The organism is Streptomyces sp. NPDC002776 (assembly GCF_053592195.1).
The window spans coordinates 1-2,130 of sequence record NZ_JBSFVG010000057.1; the positions used below are offsets into that span (position 1 = coordinate 1).

Annotated in this window: 2 protein-coding genes; one reads left to right on the forward strand and one right to left on the reverse strand. The window is 68.7% G+C overall.

Features of this window, described 5'->3' with window-relative positions; all coding sequences use genetic code 11:
* Window positions 1-26 precede the first annotated feature (26 nt).
* Window positions 27-518, forward strand: coding sequence for a hypothetical protein (locus ACWD11_RS35100; protein ID WP_451287952.1), 492 nt, complete (start codon window positions 27-29; stop codon window positions 516-518).
* A 40-nt stretch (window positions 519-558) separates the two neighbouring features.
* Here ACWD11_RS35100 and ACWD11_RS35105 read toward each other — a convergent pair whose 3' ends face one another.
* Window positions 559-2,004: a glyceraldehyde-3-phosphate dehydrogenase gene (locus ACWD11_RS35105; protein ID WP_451287950.1), complete on the reverse strand. Its 1,446-nt coding sequence runs from the start codon at window positions 2,002-2,004 to the stop codon at window positions 559-561.
* Window positions 2,005-2,130: the final 126 nt, after the last annotated feature.

Sequence of the window (2,130 nt, forward strand, 5' to 3'; positions counted from 1 at the left end):
GCCCGCCTTGTTCAACCGCCCCACGGATTCATACGAACATCTCAGGGACCTCCACGTCACGGCCTCATTTACCTACGTACGCCCATATGCCGCGCACGCAAAGAGCCCCCCGCGACCCCGATCATGACCCTTCGAACAGGCGGGTTAGCATCCCGACGCCGACGGATGCCGCTCTGGCGGGCATGGCCGGCTCCGGGGGCTCGGTCCGGCTGGACTGGATCACCGGCGTGGAGGGCGGCGGCGAGCCCTGGCGGAGCTGGGTGGACGAGGTGGTGGCGAGCTGGGCGGCCTGTCTGCTCGCCGAGCCGCGGCTGGCCGAGGTCGCGGTGAGCGCGGCGCTCGACGGCGGCCACACCGCGGGTGCGCCGATGGAGTTCCGGCGTCTGACGGCTCCCGACGAGAACGACCGCCAGGCGGCCGCGCTGCTGCGCCATCCCGACCTGCTGGACCGTGTCGCCGGACTGCACCGCGCCGAGCTGATGGACCTGCTGGCCGCCGGACAGCCGCGCGCCGCCTGAGCGTCCTGCGGGCTCGGGCGGCGCGGGGTCGGGCCCGGGATCAGACGGCCGGGGCCGGGTACGTCGGGTACTCCACGCCGGAGACGTGCTGCACGACCCGGATGACCTGGCAGGAGTAGCCGAACTCGTTGTCGTACCAGAGGTAGAGGATGGCGTTGTCGCCGTCGACCTTGGTGGCGCCCGCGTCGACGATCGAGGCGTGGCGCGAGCCGACGAAGTCCATGGAGACGGCGTCGGGGGCGGTGGTGAAGTCGATCTGGCGCTTGAGCGGCGAGTTCAGCGAGACGTCGCGGAGGTACTCCAGGACCTCCTCGCGGGTGGTCTCACGACCCAGGCGCAGGCTGAGGATCGCGATCGAGACGTCCGGCACGGGGACGCGGATCGAGCTGCCGGTGATCGGGGCCTTGAGGTCCGGCAGCGCCTTGGCGACGGCGGAGGCGGCACCGGTCTCGGTGATGACCATGTTCAGCGGCGCGCTGCGGCCCCGACGGTCCGCCTTGTGGTAATTGTCCAGCAGGTTCTGGTCGTTGGTGAACGAGTGGACGGTCTCCACATGGCCGCGGACGACACCGTACTCGTCGTCCATCGCCTTCAGTGGCGGCACGATCGCGTTGGTGGTGCAGGACGCGCAGGACAGGATCTGCTCGTCGGGCTTGATCGTGTCGTGGTTCACGCCGTGCACGATGTTCGGGACGTCGCCCTTGCCGGGAGCGGTCAGGACGACCTTGTCGATACCGGGGCGCAGGTGCTGCGAGAGGCCCTCGCGGTCCCGCCACTTGCCGGTGTTGTCGATCAGGATGGCGTCCTTGATGCCGTACGCCGTGTAGTCGACCTCGGACGGGTCGCTGGCGTAGATCACCTTGATGGCATTGCCGTTGGCGAAAATCGTGCTGGACTCCTCGTCCACCGTGATCGTGCCCTGGAACTGACCGTGGATGGAGTCGCGGCGCAGCAGCGAGGCGCGCTTGACGAGGTCCTGGTCACCGCCGCCGCGCACGACGATGGCCCGCAGCCGCAGCCCGTTGCCCGAGCCCGCCTTCTCGATCAGGAGACGGGCGACGAGGCGGCCGATGCGCCCGAAGCCGTAGAGGACGACGTCCCGGCCCGCGCCGCCCGCGAGCTTGTTGGCGCCCGTGGCACCGGCGACGGCCTCGGCGGTGAAGTCCGCCACCGACAGGCCGCGGTCGTCGGCCTTGTACGTCGCGGCGAGCATGCCGATGTCGATCTGGGACGGGCCGAGGTCGAGCGTGGTGAGCGCCTGGAGGAAGGGCAGCGTTTCGGTGACCGACAGCTCCTCGCCCGCGATCTGCCGCGCGAACCGGTGCGTCTTCAGGATGCTGACCACCGACTTGTTCACCAAGGAGCGGCTGTGCAGCAGGATCGTCACGTCCCGCTCGCGGTGCAGCTTCCCGATGATCGGGATCATCGACTCCGCGATCTCCTCGCGGTTCTTCCAGTTGGTGAACGAGTCGTCGTTGACAGTCACAGAAGTCTCTTTCGAGCTAGGCGGTGCTCATATGCTAACCCGCCTGTTCGAAGGGTCATGATCGGGGTCGCGGGGGGCTCTTTGCGTGCGCGGCATATGGGCGTACGTAGGTAAATGAGGCCGTGA